This is a genomic window from Litorisediminicola beolgyonensis (assembly GCF_042679605.1).
Classification (GTDB): domain Bacteria; phylum Pseudomonadota; class Alphaproteobacteria; order Rhodobacterales; family Rhodobacteraceae; genus Litorisediminicola; species Litorisediminicola beolgyonensis.
Genome location: NZ_JBHTMU010000017.1, coordinates 64,971 through 82,596, shown reverse-complemented (window position 1 = coordinate 82,596; position 17,626 = coordinate 64,971). Strand labels below are relative to the sequence as shown.

The following is a 17,626-nucleotide window of genomic DNA, read 5'->3' as shown; positions in this document are numbered from 1 at the left end:
CCAACGGCCGCAACACCGCCGCAGAGGCCTTGGGCCACCGCGAGTTCTCCATGACCAAGCTCTACCGGAGCGCGTGAGTGAGAGTCGTCGTAACCGAGTTCATGGACGAGACCGCCCTTCGGGCCTTCGGGCCCGGGGTGGAGGTCCATTACGGGCCCGGACTGGTCGATGACCGTCCGGCCCTTCTCGACGCGGTCAGGGACGCCGACGCCGTCATCGTGCGCAACCGCACTCGGGTCGATGCCGAGGTCATCGCGGCGGCGACGGCGCTGCGCGCGGTCGGCCGCCTCGGCGTCGGCCTCGACAATATCGATCTCGACGCCTGCGCGGCGCGCGGCGTCGCCGTCCTGCCGGCGACCGGGGCGAACACGCTTTCGGTCGCGGAATATGTCATCGGCACCATGCTGTGCCTCGTACGCGGGGCCTATGCCTCGAACGCCGCGATGATCGCGGGCGACTGGCCGCGGGGACGGCTTGGCGAGGGTGGCGAGATCGCGGGACGCACGCTCGGCCTCCTGGGCTTCGGCGGCATCGCCCGCGCGGTCGCGGGCAAGGCCCGCGCGCTCGGCATGGCGGTCGCGGCCCACGATCCGGCGCTTCCGGATGACGATCCGGCCTGGACGGACGTGCGCCGCTCTTCGCTCGCGGAGTTGCTGGAGGTGGCGGATGTGCTCAGCCTGCATGTCCCCCTGACCGACGGCACGCGAGGACTGATCGACGCCCGCGCGCTTGCGGGGATGAAACCGGGCGCGATCCTGATCAACACCGCGCGGGGCGGTATCGTCGACGAGGCGGCGCTGGTCGCGGCGCTGAAGTCCGGCGCCTTGGGCGGCGCGGCGCTCGATGTCTTCGCGACCGAGCCACTGACGGCGGAGAGCGGGGCGCAGTTCGAAGACTGCCCGAACCTCATCCTCACCCCGCATATCGCGGGCGTCACCGACGAGGGCAACAGGCGCGTCAGCGAGGTGACGGTCGAGAATGTCCGCCGCACCCTGATGGAGGCCGCACATGGCTGAACGGATGAACGTGCAGGACGCGGAAGCGCTGGTCTGGCAGGCCCTGATCGGCGCGGGCGTGAACGAGGAGAACGCGGCGTCGGTCGCGCGGGCCCTGGTCGCGGCCGAGATCGACGGACAGGCGGGCCACGGCTTCTCACGCGTGGCGGCCTACGCGGCGCAGGCCCGGTCGGGCAAGGTGGACGGGACCGCGCGACCAGAGGTCGCGCAGATCGCCCCCGGCACCCTGATCGTCGATGCGAAGGAGGGCTTTGCCTACCCCGCCATCGACCTGACGATCGAGGCATTGGCGGAGACCGCCGCGGCGCAGGGAATTGCGCTGGCCGGCATCCGTCGGTCGCATCATTGCGGCCAGCTCGGCGCGCATGTGGAGCGTTTGGCGGAGCGCGGCCTTGTCGCGCTCATGGTGGGAAATTCGCCGAAAGCCATGGCGCCATGGGGCGGCGGGCAAGCGGTCTTCGGGACCAACCCCATCGCCTTTTCCGCGCCGCGCGACGGCAATCCGCCCATGGTCATCGACCTCTCGCTCTCCAAGGTCGCGCGGGGAAAGATCATGGCTGCGGCAAAGGCCGGAACCCCCATCCCCGAGGGCTGGGCGCTCGACGCAGACGGCCAGCCCACGACCGATGCAGAGGCGGCGCTGAAGGGCACCATGATCCCGGCGGGCGATGCCAAGGGCGCGGCCTTGGCGCTCATGGTCGAGATCCTGTCCGCCCCGCTCATCGGCGCGAACGCCTCCTCTGAAGCGTCGTCCTTTTTCGAAGCCGAGGGGCCCTCCCCCGGCGTCGGTCAGACCCTCATCGCCTTCAAACCGCTCGCCAGCGATTTCGCTCCCCGGCTCGAAGCGCTCTTCTCGGAGATCGTCGCGCAGGAGGGCGCGCGCCTGCCGGGCGGCGGCAAGGCCGCGGCGCGGGCGCGGGCGGCGGCCGAGGGCATCGAGATCCCCGACCATCTGCTGTCCGAGATCCGGGCGCTGATCCCGGACGCGGGGTGAGGATGGGCGACGCCTCCACGATGCCGAAGCGCGGCGCTGCCCTTGCCGGGCGCATCCGGGGCCTCGCACCGGGGGTGCTCATCTGCGGCTTGATCGCGCTTGCGGCGCAATTCCTGTCGGATCATTACGGCGCCCCGGCGATGCTGATGGCGCTGCTGATCGGGATGGCGCTCAATTTCGTGCTGGACCCGCCGTCGCGCGCGGCGGCGGGGGTCGGCTTCTCGGCCAAGACACTTCTGCGGCTGGGCGTGGCGCTTCTTGGCGCACGGATCGGGCTCGAGGCTTTTGCCGAACTGGGCTGGCCGGTTCTGGCGCTGGTGGGCGGCGCGCTGATCGCCACGCTGGCCTTCGGATACCTGGCGGCGCGAGTGCTCGGCCGTGGCTGGCGCCTGGCGGTGCTCAGTGCCGGGTCGGTCGCGATCTGCGGCGCGTCCGCGGCCATGGCCATCGCGGCAGTTCTGCCGCGCAACGAGTTCTCCGAGCGCAACCTGGCCTTCACCGTCTTCGGCGTCACCCTGCTGAGCACGGTGGCGATGATCGTCTACCCGCTGGTCGCGGCGATGGTGGGTCTCGATGAATTGCAGACCGGCATCTTCCTTGGCGCGACGATCCACGACGTCGCGCAGGTCGTGGGCGCTGGCTTCGCGGTGTCGGATTTCACCGGCGAGACGGCGACGACGGTGAAGCTGATCCGGGTCTCGATGCTCGCGCCCTTCGTCCTTGTCCTGACGCTCATCCTGCGCGCGACGGTGGAGCCCGGCGATCCGAATGCCGCGCGGCCTCCGCTGGTGCCGGGCTTCGTGGTGGCCTTCGCGGCCCTTGTCGTGCTGGGCTCGCTGGGTCTTGTGCCGCCGATCCTGAGGGAGGCGGCCACCGCGCTTTCGAAATGGGCGATGCTGACCGCCATCGCGGCAGTGGGCGTAAAGACCGAGCTCCGCAAGTTCCGCGAGATCCCCGTCCAGTCGGTCGTGCTGATCTCGGCCGAGACGCTCTTCATCGCCTGCTTCGCGCTGGTCGCGCTGCGGTTCCTGGGATGAGGCCGGGACGACATCATTCGACGGATGGCGCCTCTAGCGCCCCCGACAGCCCCGGGCCGGAGGAGCGGACCGGGAGCGATCAGCGGAGCAAGGCGCAGGATGGCGCACGCCTCGTTGACACAACGGGATCGAGGGCACCCAATGCGCGGACGACCCGAACGATCCACCACCGCGGCGACTCTGTCGCTGCCACTTGCAAGGACCTAAAGGGAGGAAACATCATGATTGCAAAGACGCTCAGGACCATCGGGGCCGCGGCCCTCGGTTTCGGCCTGATGACGGGGGCCGGGCTTGCCCAGGGCTACCCGGACAAGCAGGTAAACTACATCATCCCCTTCAACGCCGGGGGCGAATCCGACGTGGCCGCACGCCTGCAGCAGCCGGTCTTCGAGGAACTGACCGGCCAGAACATGGTCATCCAGTACATGGCCGGTGCCGGTGGCGCCCAGGCCTGGTCGCAGCTGAACGGAATGGAGGCCGACGGCTACACGATCATGGGCACCAACCTGCCCCACATCATCCTGCAGCCGATGGCCCAGGACGTGGGCTACAAGACCGACGACATCGCCAATGTCTACTTCTTCCAGTACACGCCCGACGCGCTGCTCGTACCCGCCGATAGCGAGTTCCAGACGCTCGAGGACTTCGTGACCTTCGCCGAGGCGAACCCGGGTCTCGTGACTGTCGCGGGCTCGGCCACCAACTCGGCCAACCACGTGGCGACGACCCGGCTGAACGAGCTCGCCGGCATCACGACGACCTACATCCCCTTCTCGGGGACGGCGCCGACGATGACCGCACTGCTCGGCAACCAGGTGCAGGCGGCGTTCAGCTACACCACCTCCGCGCTCTCGCAGGGCGATGCGGTGCGGGTGCTGGCGGTGGCCTCGGAAGAGCGCGTGCCCTCCTTCCCCGACGTGCCGACCTTCAAGGAGGCCGGCTACGACATGGTGGGCGGCGCCTATCGCGGCGTCGGCGTGCCGAGCAGCACGCCCGAGGAGGTGAAGACCCAGATCTCCGACGCCCTCGACAAGGTGAACAAGGACGAGGGTTTCATCCAGCGGATGGAGGACGGCGGCTTCGTCGTCATCGACGTCCCCTATAGCGAGGTTCCCGCCTTCATGGCCGAGCGTCGTGCCGAATACGAGGAAATCGCGCCCCTGATGGGGATCGAGGCCGCGAACTGAGCTCTCGGTCGGGCGCCCGGCGGCACAGTCCGCTCCGGGCGCCCGGTCACTCAACCGGGAGATCCACATGGAAAAGCTCGTCTATCTCAGCCAGGCGCTGACCTTTCTCAACCTGCTCCTGGCCGCGGGCGGCGTGGCAGCGGGGATCGTGATCGGCGCCCTGCCCGGCCTGTCGGCCACAATGGCAGTCGCGGTGCTGGTGCCCTTCACCTTCGCCATGGACCCCGCCTCGGGGCTCATCGTGCTCGGCGCGATCTACACCGGCGCGATCTATGGCGGATCCTATTCCGCCATCCTCGTCAACACGCCCGGCACGCCCTCGGCCATTGCCACCACCTTCGACGGCTTTCCGATGGCGCGGCGTGGCGACGGCGCGCTGGCGGTGTCTCTGGCGACGCTGGCCTCGGTCGTGGGCGGCGTGGTGGGCGCGCTCCTCTTGATGTTCCTCGCGCCACCGCTGGCGCAGGTGGCCTTGGCCTTTGGGCCGCCGGAATATTTCTGGCTCGCGGTCTTCGGCCTGACGCTGATCTCCGCCCTGTCGGTGGGCAACCTCCTCAAGGGCATGATCGGCGCCTGCCTCGGCCTCATCCTGTCGATGGTCGGCGTCGCCGTGATCGGTGCGGATGTGCGCTTCACCATGGGCAGCCAGACGCTGATCGGCGGGATCAACATCGTGGCCGGTCTGATCGGGCTCTACTGCATCCCGGTGCTGATCGACCTCGTGGCAACCAAGGACCCGCATCTGAAGGTCGCGGCGAACACCGGCTTCCGGCTGGCCGAATCCTTCGCCATCGCCATGCGCGAGAAGTGGAACATGCTGCGCAGCGCGCTCATCGGCACGGTCGTGGGCATCCTGCCCGGCGCGGGCGGGTCGGTGGCGAGCCTCGTCTCCTACGCCGAAGCCCGGCGCGCCTCGAAAACCTCCGAGACCTACGGCAAGGGCAATCCCGGCGGCCTGATCGCCACCGAGGCGGCCAACAACGCCACCGTCGGCGGAGGCTTCATCCCGACCTTGGTGCTGGGCATCCCCGGCACGCCGCCCGATGCCGTGATCCTCGGCGCGCTCTTCGTTCAGGGGATCAAGACCGGGCCGGGTCTCTTCACCGAACAGGGCGAGATCGTCTACACCTTCATCTTCGGCCTGATGATCGGCACGCTCCTGATGCTGCCCGTGGGCCTCGTCATCGGGCGCTACGCCTATCGCAGCATTATCGCGATCCCCAAGGCCGCGCTGGTACCGACCATCGCCTTCCTGACCGTGGTGGGCTCCTTCGCGATCCACAACAACATGCACGATGTCGAGGTCATGCTGGCACTGGGCGTCGTGGGCTGGCTCCTGAACCGGGCGGGTTTTGCCCCTTCGCCGATCGTGCTGGGGCTGGTGCTCGGGCAGATCGCCGAGCAGGGCTTCGTGCAGAGCTACCTCATCGGCAATGCGCGAGGCGACATCTTGGGCATGTTCTTTGCCCGGCCGATCTCGCTCGCCATCGTCGGCTTCGCGCTCCTGACCCTCTTCTACCCGCTGGTCGCCGCGTCGCTCGGCAAGCGGCGCGGAAAGACCTCCCTCACCGATGCGACCGTGGAGAGCCGCGATGGCGATTAGGATACATGACCCCGCAGGGAGCGGCGTCGCCGCAATCTTCATCCTCCTCGGCCTCTTTCTCGTCTGGCAGACTGGAAGCATGACCCCGATGGGGTCGGTCTTTCCGGTGACAGTGTCCGTGGCGATGATCGTCTTCTCGGCGATCCTGATTCTGCGCAACCTCGTCATCGGCACGCGCCGCGGAGCCTCCGCCACGGCGCCGAAGGAGGTCCCGGCCTCAAACGGCTCCTACTTGCGGCGGGGCCTGTTCCTCGTGGCGATGGTGGCCTGGGTGCTCCTGATCCCGATCCTCGGGTTCCTGGCCGCAAGCGCGCTGGGTTACTTCGCGATCATGCTGATCGCCCTGCATGAGCGGATGGCGCCTGCGAAAATGGCGCTCATGGTCGTGCTCGGCGCGGCGATCCTCGCCGGGATCTACCTCCTGATGTCCGAGATCCTGCTGATCCCGATGCCGCGCGGCCTCCTGTTCTGACGCCCCGAAGGGACCCTTGCCATGACCCGATCCAACAGCTTCACCATCGCGACCATTCCCGGCGACGGCATCGGCCGCGAGGTCGTCCCCGAGGGGATGCGCGTGCTCGAGGCGGTGGGGCGGCGCTTCGATCTCGGCTTCCGCTTCGACGAGGTGGACTGGAGTTGCGAGACCTACCTCAAGACCGGCCGGATGATGCCCGAGGACGGGCTCGAGCGCTTCCGCAACCACGACGCGGTGTTCCTCGGTGCGGTCGGCTGGCCGGACGTGCCGGACCACGTCTCGCTCTGGGGTCTGCTGATCCCGATCCGGCGGACCTTCCACCAATATGTCAACCTCCGCCCCTGCCGCCTCCTTAAAGGCACCACCAGCCCGCTGGCCGGACGCGGCCCCGAGGATATCGATTTCTACGTTGTGCGCGAAAACGTCGAGGGTGAGTATTCCGAGGCCGGCGGGCGGCTCTACCGGGGCATGGAGGACGAGATCGCGATCCAGGAGGCGATCTTCACCCGGCGCGGCACCGACCGCGTCATGCGCTACGCCTTCGAACTGGCGCGCACCCGCAAGCGCAAGCACGTCACCTCGGCCACCAAGTCCAACGGGATCGTCCACACCATGCCGTTCTGGGACGAACGCTTCCGCGCGGTGAAGGCGGATTATCCGGACGTGGAGACGAGCCAGTATCACATCGACATTCTCTGCGCCCATTTCGTGCAGCACCCGGACTGGTTCGACGTGGTCGTGGGCTCGAACCTCTTCGGCGACATCCTGTCGGATCTCGGCCCCGCCGTCGCCGGGTCCATCGGCATCGCGCCGTCCGCGAACATCAACCCCGAGGGCGACTACCCGTCGATGTTCGAGCCCGTCCACGGCTCCGCCCCCGACATCGCAGGCCAAGGCATCGCCAACCCCATCGGGCAGATCTGGTCGGCGGCGATGATGCTGGACCACCTGGGCCAGCCCGAGGCCGCGCAGGCGATCATCGCCGCCATCGAGGAGGTCATCGCCGACCCTGCCTCGCGCACCCGCGACATGGGCGGCAAGGCCACCACCGCCGAATGCGGCGAGGCCATCGCCAGTGTGGTCGCCTCGGCCTGACCCCAAAAGGAGCCCCTATGCGCATTGTCGAGATCCGCGAGAGCACCGTCTCCATCGCGAGCCCCATCGCCAACGCCTTCATTGATTTCTCGAAGATGACCTGTTCCGTCGTCGCGGTGATCACCGACCAGATGCGGGACGGACAACCGATCGTGGGCTTCGGGTTCAATTCCAACGGCCGCTACGGTCAGGGCGCACTCATGCGCGAGCGGTTCATCCCCCGCCTGATGGATGCCGATCCGGACAGCCTGATCGACCAGACCAACGACGCTCTCGACCCCCACGCGATCTGGACCGCGATGATGACGAACGAGAAGCCGGGCGGTCACGGCGAGCGTTCGGTCGCGGTCGGGACCATCGACATGGCGGTCTGGGACGCGGTCGCCAAGATCGCCGGGCAGCCGCTCTACCGGCTGCTCGCGGATCGCTATCGCGGGGGCGTCGCCGATGACGAGGTCTGGGTCTATGCCGCCGGCGGTTATTACCACCCGGGCAAGGGGTTGGAGGGGCTCAAGGACGAGTTCCGGGGCTATCTCGACCGGGGCTACACCACCTGCAAGATGAAGATCGGCCTCGCACCGCTCGCCGAGGACCTGAAGCGGATCGAGGCCGCGCTTGAGGTGGTGGGCGACGGCCAGAACCTCTGCGTCGACGCCAATGGCCGCTTCGACCTCGAGACCGCGCTGGCCTATGCCCGGGCGCTCGAACCCTACGACCTGCGCTGGTACGAGGAAGCCGGCGACCCGCTCGACTACGCGCTTCAGGCAGAGCTGAGCCAGGCCTATTCCCGCCCGATGGCGACGGGCGAGAACCTGTTCTCCATGCAGGACGCCCGCAACCTGATCCGCCACGGCGGGATGAACCCGGAGCAGGACGTGCTCCAGTTCGACTGCGCCCTGTCCTACGGGCTGGTCGAATATCTCCGCACGCTGGAGATGATGGCCGAGAACGGCTGGTCCTCACGCCGCGTGGTGCCCCATGGCGGACACCAGATGTCGCTCAATATCGCCGCCGGGCTGCATCTGGGCGGAAACGAGAGCTACCCCGACGTCTTCCAGCCCTTCGGCGGCTTCGCGGACGACGTGGAGGTGCGAGACAGCCGCGTCGGCCTACCCGACATCCCGGGCGTCGGCTTCGAGGCGAAATCCGCCCTCATTGACCTGCTGCGCCGGGAGCTTCTTTCCTGACAGAGCCGGTGCTGGTCGCAGCGCCTGAGGGGGCGGACGCGATTGCAACCTGACTGATAACCATGCTCATGTTCGGAGCGAAGCCTGGTCGGAAAAGACGACTATAGCTTTCAACGATCTCAGAACGCCTGCAAGAATGCCGGTTCAGCATCGCGCTTCGAGCCAGACCTGTCCGTCCGTGGACCGCCCATTTGCGCCGCGTGAAGCCACTGTCTGCCCCTTTGGTTGCGGCCATGCACAAGACTTTCTGGCCACCCAATTCGGAACTCACGCAGCGTTGAAGGGAAGATCTGTCGGTTCGTTTCGCAGTTCATGCAGCACCGGTTTCAAGTCATCCTCAGGTCTATTCGACCATGAAAACATCCCCCATCGAGCGCATCACTGTCAGGTCGCAGCCCACCCTTCCGGTCGGCGCGATGAACGCCCAAAACGCATCTCAAAAACCGATGGCAATTGTGTGATGGCGGAGGGAGTGTAACGAATACCGAACTCTCTCCGTCCTTGGCGGGTACAATTTTGATTGCTGGCACCTTTCCGCTTCGATAGCGTGTGAGCAGCCCAGAAATTGGGCGCGCACAGTTCGCGTGCGCGCAGGGCTTGGCGGGAGCGCAATTTGGACAGGGACAAGGCTGAACTTCGCTGGGGGGTCGAGCAGCGGCTCGAGTTCATTGAGTTCCGCCTGTTCTGGGAGGGTCACGTCAATCGCATCGACGTGATGCAGCAGTTCGGCGTTTCGGTGAACCAGGCGTCCTCGGACCTGAACCGCTACATCGCGCTGGCGCCGGACAACATGGTCTACGACAAGAGCGCGCGCACCTATGTCCGTGGCCGGGGCTTCGACTGCAAGTTCCGCCCGCCAGATGCAGCGCATTACCTTGCCCAGCTCCGCCTGGTTGCCGACGATGTGCTGGAGCGCGAAGAGTGCTGGATCCCTGACCTGCCGTCCTACGCTTCCGCACCGACGCCTGTGCGGGGCGTCGATCCAGTGACGCTGCGCTCGGTCGTCGGTGCCATCCGCCAGTCCGAGGCGATTGAGGTGAAGTACCAGTCTCTGTCGAGCCCGGAGCCGCGCTGGCGCTGGATCGCTCCGCACGCCATCGGGTTCGACGGGTTTCGCTGGCATACGCGGGCGTTCTGCCTGACCGGCGAATGCTTCAAGGACTTCCTGCTCTCACGGATCCTCGGCATCCGCGGATCGCGGGAGAGCGAAACGTCGGCCAACGACGATCGCGACTGGCATTCCGAGGTCACCCTCGAGGTCGGCCCCCACCCTGAGCTCTCGGAGTCGCAGGCCAAGGTCATCGCGCTCGACTACGGGATGCGGGGCGGCAAGGCGAAGATCAAGGTGAGGCGCGCGCTCCTCTACTATGCGTTGAGACGACTTGGACTTGATACCGATCCGGCAGCCCGGAAGCCGCAGGATCAGCAGATCGTTCTTCTGAATGCGACTGACATAATCGGAGAACGACGGAATGGCGCGAGGTCAACGGGTCAATGAAAGACCTTCGCTCCAGCGCCAATCCTCAGCAATTGTCTGCTATCAATGCGGCGGAAGGACCTGTTCTGATTATCGCCGGCCCTGGCTCCGGCAAGACTTACACTCTCGTCGAGCGAATTGTTCACCTGATCACCGAGAAGAAGGTTGCGCCAGAGAGCCTCCTGGTCGTCACATTCACTGACAAGGCGGCCCGGGAGCTGACCACCCGAGTTTCAAATCGCCTCGCTGAACTCGATATCCGCTTCAACCTGAATGAAATGTACCTCGGCACATTTCACTCGATCTGCCTGCGCCTACTGGAAGAATTTCGTGAGTTCACCCGCCTGAGGCGAAGCTTCACGCTTTTTGACCAATTCGATCAGCAGTACTTCCTCTATCAAAAGATCAAGGATTTTCGAGAGCTTGCGGATGCGCAGCTGGTAATGGGGGATGACCAGACCGGCCGGTGGGCGCAGTCGGAACAACTGATGAAGTGGTTGAACAAGGTCAGCGAAGAGGCCTTGGATCCCCATGTTCTTGAAACCGCGCCGGATCCGGAGGTGCGCGCGCTCGCTCGTTGTTTCCTGAAGTACCAAGAGCTTCTCGAAGAGAATAACTGCCTGGACTTCTCCGGCATCCAGTACGAGGCGCTGCAGCTCTTGCGCCGACACCAGGACGTGCTCGCTCAGCTGCGCGACAAAATTACGCACCTGATGGTCGATGAGTACCAGGACACTAATACGATCCAGGAAAAGATCCTGCTCCTTCTCGCGGGCGACAGGAGTAACCTCTGCGTCGTCGGTGACGATGACCAAGGCCTCTACCGCTTTCGAGGGGCCACAATTCGCAACATCCTCGAGTTCCCACAGCTCTTCCCGCCAGACAGCTGTAAGCAGTTGCGGCTGACGGTGAACTATCGTTCCCACCCTGGGATCATCGACTTCTACAACCAGTGGATGGAGCGGCTGGATTGGGAGGAACAAGGCAGGACATTCCGCTTCCCGAAGCAGATTCTTCCGCGTGAGGATAGTTTTCCTGAAGCGCCGGCCGCGGTCAGGCTTGGCACATCGGACGAGAAAGGCGAGAACGAGAACTGGCACGCCGAAGTTCTCGCTTTCCTGACAGGGCTACGCGACTCCGGCCGCCTGACCGACTGGAATCAGGTCGCCTTCCTTTTTCGTTCGGTGAAAAACGACCGCGTTCTTGATCTGGCACGCTTCCTCGAAGGCAACGGCATCCCTGTCTATTCGCCGCGCTCCAACATGTTCTTCGAGCGCGAGGAAATCCGTTTGATGATCGGAGCGCTGATCTTCCTGTTTCCGCAGTTCCCCAAGGTGCGGCAGTGGGCCGAAGGCGCCCAGCTGGCGATCTGGGATTATTACGACCAGCAGTGCTTCAAGGCGTTCACGGACGAGCTTCGGAAGCCGGAGAACAGCCGCATGCTCGAGTGGGCCCGCCCGCTCGCCAAGCGCCATGCCGTCCTGACTCAAACCGCGGACTACGCGTTCTCGGGGCTGTTCTATCAGCTTCTCCAGTTCCCCCTGTTCTCTCGCTTCCTCGACGAGGAGGCGATGCAAGGCGTGGACAAGGGCCGCGCCGCCCGCAACCTTGCCACGTTCTCGAAGCTGATCACCAAGTTCGAATATCTTCACTACGTCACGGTCTTGAACCCCGAGTATCTCGAGCGCGACCTGCGGAACCTGTTCAATCAGTTCTTCCGCTTCCTAAAGGATGGCGGCATCGGGGAGTACGAGGACGAGGCCGAATACGCTCCGAAGGGCTGCGTCTCGTTCCTGACCATCCACCAGTCGAAGGGGCTAGAGTTCCCGGTGGTCGTGTGCGGCTCGCTGGAGGCCGTGCCACGCAAGCAGCACACCGATCTGGACGAGATCCTCGAGGACGGCGGATACCTCTCGAAAGCGCGGTTTGAGCCCTTGGACCGCATCAAGCACTTTGACTTCTGGCGCCTCTACTACACTGCGTTCTCGCGGGCGCAGAACCTGCTGGTCCTGGCCGCACAGGAGCGGCACGGAAAGGGGCTCGGCAAGTCACCCTCGAAGTATTTCGAGAACGTCTTCCACGCCCTTCCGGACTGGCGGACGGTCGACCTGACCCGGTTCACCTTCGAGAAGGTGAAGGAAATCAACCTCAAGCGCGAATACTCCTTCACCTCGCACATCACGCTGTTCGAAAACTGCGCCGAGCAATATCGCTTCTTCAAGGAGCTCGAGTTCGCCGCCATCCGTGTCAGCCCGATGCTGTTCGGCACCCTCGTCCACCAGACCATCGAGGACATCCACAAGGCCGTCCTGCGGGGCGAGGAGCACACGGTCACGCCGGACCACATCGACGCCTGGTTCTCCACCAACTACGCGATGCTGTCGAAGAAGGAGCGCGTGTACCTGGCGCCCATCACCCTGGAGGCCGCGCGCAAGCACGTCATGCGCTACTACGAGCGCGAGAATGGCAACTGGGACCGGATCAAGGAAACCGAGGTCGAGATCTCGCTGGTCAAGGATGACTACATCCTCAAGGGCAATGTCGACCTGATCCGGGGCGAAGGCGGCACTGTCGAAGTGGTGGACTTCAAGTCCGAGAAGAAGCCCGACATGGAGAAGGACCGCGAGCGCCTGCGCCAGTACCAAAGCCAGCTAGAGGTCTACGCCCACCTCATCGAAGAGCGGACCGGCCAGAAGGTCAGCCGGATGCACCTCTACTACACCGGCGAACAGGACGGGAACCCGTATGTCAGCTTCGCCAAGGACGACCGGGCGATCGGCAAGACGGTCGCCCGCTTCGACGAGATCGTCCACCGCATCGAAAGTGCGGACTACCGGATCGCCGCGCGGCCCGACCGGCTGTGCGAGAACTGTGACATGCGCGCCTATTGCGACGCGAAGAACTGGAATTTCAGGGAAGATGACCGATGAGTGATGTGAAAGCCGATCAGACCGCGATGGACCTTGGCGCCGAAACCGGCGGCGTAGAGAGCGTGGAGAAGTTCCAGTTCGCCCCGATCAAGGGCTACCCGATGCTGAATTGGCGGGGGAAGCGACCGTTCACCTCCACGCAGTTTTTTCCGGCGCAGCTGAAGGAGGTACATGGACCGGAAGTCGATGGCTGGCGCAACAAGATCTTCTGGGGGGACAACCTTCAGGTAATGAGCCACCTACTCAAGGAGTTTCGCGGCAAGGTGGACTTGATTTACATCGATCCGCCATTTGATTCAAAAGCAGACTATAAGAAGAAGATCAGCGTAAAGGGCGCTGAAGCCGAAACAAGCAACACCAGCTTTGAAGAAAAACAATACTCTGACATCTGGAGCAATGACGAGTACCTTCAATTTATGTTTGAGCGGTTAATTCTGATGCGCGAGCTGCTTTCTGAGCGTGGGGCAATATACTTGCATTGCGACTACCGGAAAGCGCATGAGATTCGCTGCCTACTGGATGAGGTTTTCGGAAAAGACAACTTCCTAAACTCTATCGTCTGGATGTTCGGGACGCGCAGCTCGATCAAGACCTCTTGGAAGAGAAGCCATCACGATATTCATTTCTATAAGAAAGATAAGAATCCGGTCTACAACTGGAGCGATGAAATGGTGATTGAGCCACTATCGGAAGCAACGATCAAGAAGTATCGACTTGAAGATGAGAATGGTCGTTATCGCCTTAATGGGCGCTTCATAAAGGGCAGCCCTATCAAGGGCGCGAAGGATGTCGATGCCAAGTGGGAGTTGACTCACCCTGAGTTAGTCGTTCGCGACTACATTCGAGATGGCAAGGTTGCTAATGATTATTTCTTCATTGATATCGAAAATCAATCATCAGACACTCGGACGGACTATCCGACACAAAAGCCAGAAGAGCTTTTGTACAAGCTGATTTCCGCGTCCACCAAGCCTGGAGACATAGTTTTCGATTGCTTTATGGGTTCGGGTACAGCGCAAGCAGTAGCCATGAAGCTTGGCAGAAAGTTTCTAGGGGCCGACATAAACCTTGGCTCCATCCAAACCACCACCCAGCGGCTCCTTAAAGTCGCCGGTGAGGTATCACAAGAACTGCCAAATTCGGACGAACCTAAGTTTCTCGGCTTTGAAATTTACAACGTTAACCACTACGAGGTATTCCGAAATCCTGTTCAGGCAAAAGACCTCCTTCTGGAAGCCCTCGAGGTTCAGAAGCTCGAGATGAGCACTGTTTTCGATGGCGAGAAAGACGGCCGGATGGTCAAAATCATGCCAGTGAACCGTATCGCCACCCGTGCCGACCTGAACGAGATGATCGCGGGTTTCGACTACAAGGCCTGGGAACGCCGACAGGCCGAGCACCCGAACCGGCCGGTGGAGAAACTCATGCTCGTCTGCATGGGACACGAGCCCGACCTCGCCGCCCGGCTCAAGATGGAGGCAGCACCGTACAAGATCGATGTCGAGGTGGTAGACATCCTGCGCGACAAGGCCAACCTCGAGTTCCGCCGCGACTCCGAGGCAAAAGTCGTCATCGAGGATGGCGAGCTGGTGGTGGAGCGCTTCTACCCCATGAACCTGCTGCAGAAGCTGTCGATGCAGAAGGAGACGGTCGAGGACTGGCGCGAGTTGGTCGAGAGCATCCTCATCGACTGGAACTACGACGGCGCCGTCCTCCAGCCCGCTGTAGTGGACATCCCCGGCAAGGCCGACCTAGTCGCTGGTTGCTACAAGGTGCCCGCTGACGCCGGAACGATCCGCGTCAAGATCACCGACCTCCTCTCCGAGTCCTGGGAAGAGAGCGTGACCAATGGCTAGGCGCACCAGGGCAGTCAGCGCGTCGCTGGACTTCGCCTTCTTCCAGTTCCTGTGGGAATTCTACCGCGGCAACCGCGGCACGATCCGCACCCACTACAAGGAGCTGACCCGCAAGTTTCTGGACTTCAACAACCCGGACAGGAACCCCAAGGCCTTCCTGCGCCAGCCTCAGTACGAGGCGCTGGAGATCTATGTCTTCCTGAAGGAATTCATGGACAACGCGAAGGTCGAGGAGATCTTCAAGGCGTGGTTCGAGAAGACCGGCCGCTTCGCCGGCCGCCAGGAAGGCGGCATCATCGGCGGCGACACGCGCCAGGGCTCGATTTTCGATGCCGTGACGCAGGACCAGTACAAGGCTGTCTTCGCGGCCATGCGGAAAAACTCCCGCATCTACCCGAACTACATCTTCGCCCTGACCATGGGGACCGGCAAGACGATCCTTATGGCGACGTGCATCTTCTACGAGTTCCTGCTGGGCAACAAGTTCGAGAAGGACAAGCGGTACTGCCACAACGCGCTGGTCTTCGCCCCGGACAAGACCGTCCTCCAGTCACTGAAGGAGATCGAGTCCTTCGACCTCGCGCTGGTCGTTCCCCCCGAATACGTGAACTTCCTGACCACCCATCTGCGCTTCCACTACCTCGAGGAGGCTGGCACCTCGCTCAGTACGCTGGACCAGTCGCGCTTCAACATCGTGGTCTCGAACACACAGAAGATCATCCTGAAGCGTCGCCACAAGGAGAAGACCCCGTTGGACGCGCTGTTCGGCGCGACCCCGGACACGGTGACAGCGCCCGGGGTCTATGGTGACGCGGCCGACCTCTATGCCTGGGATCAGCCCGAAGAAGAGGCCGAGCTGACCACTAACCAGCGGTTCGAAAAACTGTGCCGTCTCGAGCAGCTGGGCATCTATGTGGACGAGGCGCACCACGCCTTTGGCAAGACGCTCGCCAAGGACATGGGGATCGGCGCCAAGGAGACTGACACGAGCCTCCGCACCACCATCGACCAGCTCGCCGCCAATCTGAACCGAGCCGGGACACGCGTCGTCGCGTGCTACAACTATACCGGCACACCGTACGTCGGAAAAGAAGTGCTGCCCGAGGTGGTCTATGCGTACGGACTGAAGGAGGCCATCGACAAGGGTTTCCTCAAGAAGGTCGTCCTTCACGGATACCGAAACACCCGGACGGACGAGTTCGTCGACATAGCCATCGAGCAATTCCTCGATGAGACTGGCGATCTGAAGCCTGAGGGCATGCTGCCCAAATTGGCATTCTTCGCAGCCACGATCGAGGAACTAACCAAGGAGCTCCGCCCCGCGGTCGAACGAGCCCTCGCCAAGAGAAACGTTCCGACGTCCCGCATCCTCGTCAACGTCGGCGACGAGAAGTTGACTTCGAACGACGACATTCGGGAGTTCAACCGTCTGGACGCCCCGGAGTCGGAGAAGCAGTTCATTCTGCTCGTAAACAAGGGGCGCGAGGGCTGGAACTGCCGGTCCCTATTCGGCGTTGGCCTCTTCCGCGAGCCCAAATCCAAGGTTTTCGTGCTTCAGGCCACCATGCGCTGCCTTCGCGCCATCGGCCAAGCACAGCACACCGGGCATGTGTTTCTCTCCGACGACAACATGGAGATCCTGAACGACGAGCTGCAGCAGAACTTCAGGATCAGCGCTGCCGAGCTGCAGAACGTCGCCAGCGACAAGGAGCGCGTCCAGGTCAAGGTCATCGAGCCCCCCGTGAAGATCAAGCTGGTGCGGGTGCGCAAGGAATACAAAGTTCGCGAAAAAACTGTCACGCCTGGACAGACGCTCTTCCCCGAGCTGTCTGCTCGGGACAAATGGAGTGAGCTTGTCGAGAAATATCGGCTCGTGGAGACGCAGCAGGAAGGGCTCACCCCAAGCGAGGCCGCCCGTGCGTCATCCAGCAGGACGTTCGACCTTACCGAGCGCCGCGAGAAGCAGGTGTTCTCACGCCTCAGCCTTGTGGGAGAAGTCGCTCGGTATCTCAACCAATCGCCATTGGAAATCGAGTCGCTGCTGGATGCCACAATGGAAGGCGTGAATAAGCTCGCTGAAATCACTAACGAGTTCAATGAGCTGCTCTACGACGAGGTCATTCCACGCTTGTTCCGGATGATCTTTGAGCTGGATGAGTCGGAAAAAACCGAAGAGCACGAAGTCGAACTCATCAAGCTCCCTGCGAACGGTTATTACGAGATCACGGGTGCCAAGGACAAGATTGTCCGCAGCACGGACGCAGTGGTGAAAGATCATGAGCGCGACAAGAGCTTCCATCTCGACACCTACTGCTTCGACTCGAATTCGGAGCGAACGCTGTTCTGGGATCTCCTAAGAGAGAAACGAGTGAAAAAGATCTATTTTACTGGCATGCTTACGCACGGTCAGTCGGACTTTTTCATTCAGTATATCGACCCTGACTCCCACACGGTTCGCAGCTACTATCCCGATTTTGTTTTTCTCCGCGAGGAGCCGGACGGCAGCGAAAAGTACGTCGTGGTAGAGGTCAAAGGCGATCATCAGGTCGACAATGCGGTAGTTCAGGCCAAGAAAGAGTTTGCCGAGCAAATAGCAGTGGCCAGCGGCATGGAATACCAGATCATCAAGTCAACTGATGCCGATAATCGACGTTACAGAACTCTGCTATAAGCGCCACTCGAGCACCACACGCTTAACAAAACAAGGGTAACAGCCAGATGGCGAAAAAGAGGATTTCAAAGAGCACTCTTTCGATGTTTCTTCGAACA

At 62.9% G+C, this 17,626-nt stretch carries 12 protein-coding genes; all 12 read left to right on the top strand.

The window, feature by feature from the left end; translation table 11 throughout:
* Window positions 1-77: 77 nt before the first annotated feature.
* The 12 genes from ACFQ4E_RS11335 (at window position 78) to ACFQ4E_RS11280 (ending at window position 17,528) form a co-directional block, all read left to right on the top strand.
* A complete protein-coding gene (locus ACFQ4E_RS11335; RefSeq protein ID WP_386803585.1) occupies window positions 78-1,016 on the top strand; it encodes a hydroxyacid dehydrogenase in 939 nt (312 codons plus the stop codon).
* Window positions 1,009-2,010, top strand: a complete 1,002-nt coding sequence (locus ACFQ4E_RS11330) for an Ldh family oxidoreductase (RefSeq protein WP_386803583.1) — start codon at window positions 1,009-1,011, stop codon at window positions 2,008-2,010. Before ACFQ4E_RS11335 ends, ACFQ4E_RS11330 begins: the two co-directional genes overlap by 8 nt.
* 2 nt (window positions 2,011-2,012) lie before the next feature.
* Window positions 2,013-3,047, top strand: coding sequence for a YeiH family protein (locus tag ACFQ4E_RS11325; protein WP_386803581.1), 1,035 nt, complete (start codon window positions 2,013-2,015; stop codon window positions 3,045-3,047).
* A 221-nt stretch (window positions 3,048-3,268) separates the two neighbouring features.
* Complete coding sequence (locus ACFQ4E_RS11320) at window positions 3,269-4,234, top strand: tripartite tricarboxylate transporter substrate binding protein (protein WP_386803579.1); 966 nt, start codon at window positions 3,269-3,271, stop codon at window positions 4,232-4,234.
* A 67-nt stretch (window positions 4,235-4,301) separates the two neighbouring features.
* Entirely contained in the window at window positions 4,302-5,837 is a 1,536-nt protein-coding gene (locus tag ACFQ4E_RS11315; protein ID WP_386803578.1) for a tripartite tricarboxylate transporter permease, read from the top strand.
* Window positions 5,827-6,309, top strand: a complete 483-nt coding sequence (locus ACFQ4E_RS11310; protein ID WP_386803576.1) for a tripartite tricarboxylate transporter TctB family protein — start codon at window positions 5,827-5,829, stop codon at window positions 6,307-6,309. Before ACFQ4E_RS11315 ends, ACFQ4E_RS11310 begins: the two co-directional genes overlap by 11 nt.
* A 21-nt stretch (window positions 6,310-6,330) precedes the next feature.
* Window positions 6,331-7,407, top strand: a complete 1,077-nt coding sequence (locus ACFQ4E_RS11305) for a tartrate dehydrogenase (protein WP_386803574.1) — start codon at window positions 6,331-6,333, stop codon at window positions 7,405-7,407.
* 17 nt (window positions 7,408-7,424) lie between these two features.
* Window positions 7,425-8,594: a mandelate racemase/muconate lactonizing enzyme family protein gene (locus ACFQ4E_RS11300; protein ID WP_386803572.1), complete on the top strand. Its 1,170-nt coding sequence runs from the start codon at window positions 7,425-7,427 to the stop codon at window positions 8,592-8,594.
* A 613-nt stretch (window positions 8,595-9,207) separates the two neighbouring features.
* Complete coding sequence (locus tag ACFQ4E_RS11295; RefSeq protein WP_386803570.1) at window positions 9,208-10,092, top strand: WYL domain-containing protein; 885 nt, start codon at window positions 9,208-9,210, stop codon at window positions 10,090-10,092.
* On the top strand, window positions 10,089-13,001 hold the full coding sequence (locus ACFQ4E_RS11290) for an ATP-dependent helicase (RefSeq protein WP_386803568.1): 2,913 nt from the start codon (window positions 10,089-10,091) through the stop codon (window positions 12,999-13,001). The genes ACFQ4E_RS11295 and ACFQ4E_RS11290 overlap by 4 nt, the downstream gene beginning before the upstream one ends.
* Window positions 12,998-14,857, top strand: a complete 1,860-nt coding sequence (locus ACFQ4E_RS11285) for a site-specific DNA-methyltransferase (protein ID WP_386803566.1) — start codon at window positions 12,998-13,000, stop codon at window positions 14,855-14,857. Before ACFQ4E_RS11290 ends, ACFQ4E_RS11285 begins: the two co-directional genes overlap by 4 nt.
* Window positions 14,850-17,528 carry a TnsA endonuclease N-terminal domain-containing protein gene (locus ACFQ4E_RS11280; RefSeq protein ID WP_386803565.1) on the top strand — a complete coding sequence of 893 codons (2,679 nt, stop codon included), beginning with the start codon at window positions 14,850-14,852 and terminating at the stop codon, window positions 17,526-17,528. The genes ACFQ4E_RS11285 and ACFQ4E_RS11280 overlap by 8 nt, the downstream gene beginning before the upstream one ends.
* Window positions 17,529-17,626 lie beyond the last annotated feature (98 nt).

Excerpts from the sequence above, each read along its gene's own strand:
- ACFQ4E_RS11280 (WP_386803565.1), top strand. The coding sequence starts at position 14,850 with ATGGCTAGGCGCACCAGGGCAGTCAGCGCGTCGCTGGACTTCGCCTTC.
- ACFQ4E_RS11320 (WP_386803579.1), top strand. The coding sequence starts at position 3,269 with ATGATTGCAAAGACGCTCAGGACCATCGGGGCCGCGGCCCTCGGTTTC.
- ACFQ4E_RS11300 (WP_386803572.1), top strand. The coding sequence starts at position 7,425 with ATGCGCATTGTCGAGATCCGCGAGAGCACCGTCTCCATCGCGAGCCCC.
- ACFQ4E_RS11325 (WP_386803581.1), top strand. The coding sequence starts at position 2,013 with ATGGGCGACGCCTCCACGATGCCGAAGCGCGGCGCTGCCCTTGCCGGG.
- ACFQ4E_RS11285 (WP_386803566.1), top strand. The coding sequence starts at position 12,998 with ATGAGTGATGTGAAAGCCGATCAGACCGCGATGGACCTTGGCGCCGAA.
- ACFQ4E_RS11330 (WP_386803583.1), top strand. The coding sequence starts at position 1,009 with ATGGCTGAACGGATGAACGTGCAGGACGCGGAAGCGCTGGTCTGGCAG.
- ACFQ4E_RS11290 (WP_386803568.1), top strand. The coding sequence starts at position 10,089 with ATGAAAGACCTTCGCTCCAGCGCCAATCCTCAGCAATTGTCTGCTATC.
- ACFQ4E_RS11310 (WP_386803576.1), top strand. The coding sequence starts at position 5,827 with ATGGCGATTAGGATACATGACCCCGCAGGGAGCGGCGTCGCCGCAATC.
- ACFQ4E_RS11305 (WP_386803574.1), top strand. The coding sequence starts at position 6,331 with ATGACCCGATCCAACAGCTTCACCATCGCGACCATTCCCGGCGACGGC.
- ACFQ4E_RS11315 (WP_386803578.1), top strand. The coding sequence starts at position 4,302 with ATGGAAAAGCTCGTCTATCTCAGCCAGGCGCTGACCTTTCTCAACCTG.